This window comes from Deltaproteobacteria bacterium (assembly GCA_009930495.1).
Classification (GTDB): domain Bacteria; phylum Desulfobacterota; class Desulfovibrionia; order Desulfovibrionales; family Desulfomicrobiaceae; genus Desulfomicrobium.
Window position 1 is genome coordinate 1 of record RZYB01000378.1, and the last position, 1,519, is coordinate 1,519.

At 55.9% G+C, this 1,519-nt stretch carries 1 protein-coding gene; it reads right to left on the bottom strand.

The genetic code is table 11. The features are described from left to right. A partial coding sequence (locus EOL86_14830) for a hypothetical protein (protein NCD26844.1) occupies positions 1–856 on the bottom strand: 856 nt, incomplete at its 3' end. Positions 857–1,519 lie beyond the last annotated feature (663 nt).

The window sequence follows — 1,519 nt, forward strand, 5'->3', positions numbered from 1 at the left end:
CCTGGGAATTGCCGTGTTCCGTGTAGAATTGGTCCTCGTCGCTGATGAACTCCAAAAAATCGGTGGCCCGCGATCCATCCTGGACCCGGTGCCCGCCGGAATGATCGTCCAGGCTCATGCCTTCGGTGATGAGCGAGATGTCCCAGCGGGATGTCGGGGTCCAGCGCAGGGTGCCGCGACCGTTGAAATGCTGCTGGTCGGGCTCGGAGCCATCGGCCTGGTTGTCCATGAACCCGTCGGAGGACTTGAACTGTCCGGCCACGCCAAGAAAAAGCCGGTCCTCCACAATCGGGCCGCTCAGGCTGGCCCCGGTGCGCACGGTGTTGAAGCTGGAATATTCGGTCAGGGCCTTGGCCCGGAATGTGTCGTCGGGCTGTTTGGTGACGATGTTGACCACGCCGGATTCGGCGTTGCGACCGTAGAGCGTGCCTTGCGGCCCTTTAAGGACTTCGGCCCGCTCAATGTCGTACAACTCCAGATTGGGCATGAACTGGGACGGATAGCAGACGTCGTCCACATAGAATCCGGCCGGGGAATACAGTGAGGCCTGGGATGTGGAAATACCCCGGATGATGATCAGATTCTGGAACGCGTTATGCCGGTGCAGATGCAGGTTCGAGGCGAATCCGGTCAGGTCCATGGCGTTGTCGATGCCCGCGTCCTCAAGCTGGAATTCGGAAAAAGCGTCCATGCTGATGGGCACGGACTGTGGTTTTTCCTCCATTTTTTGCGCGGTCACGGTGATAGTCGCCAGTTGTTTGGCCTGATCTGTGGCGTTCGGTTCGCAACGCGCTTCGCCGGTCAGGAACAGGCAAAGCACGCCGGATAAAAGGGCCAAAGCTGATTTGGTGCACACGTGTTCATTCCTCCTTATTTTTTTTGATGCCACGGCTTGCCGTCAATTACCCAGCAGTAAAAAGTTCTGGGGTGTTGTAGATGTTTTTGCAGCAAGCAAAAGTACGATGCATCAAATTATGTGCGCCGTTGTACGCACGGGGTAAGGAGGCGTCTTTTGCGGGCCGCACGGATTCTATTGCGCGGCGCAGGATGTGGTTGTGGTGGCGGCAGGGGGCGTGCCGCTGGTCAGTCCGTTGACGGCCTTGCTGGCCAAGAAATTGGAATGAATGGAATTTTGCTTCTCAGGGCTGGGATCGGGCGACAACGGGGAAATACACCTCGCCCTGCAATATCTGAATGACGTGGACCCGGCCTCGGACGGTATCCGGGTTCAGATCGAGTTTGGCCGTGAGCTTGTCGAGTATGTGCGAGCCTGTGCTTCAGTCACCCCAAGGGAATGACGAACGGAGCAGGAAAACGCATAGAGACGCGCGATTACTTTTTGGAATGTATAACGTCTCACATCACCGGCAGCAAAAAGCAGAGCGAGGAACGAGCGGCGCTTTTTGATGTCCGAGTGCATGTGATTGTTGGGCATGGCAGCAATAAACAAATGATGCTTTTCGCAAAAAATCCGTCCATTGCCCGTATTGAACCTAAATCAGGCGATTCTTATTCAAAA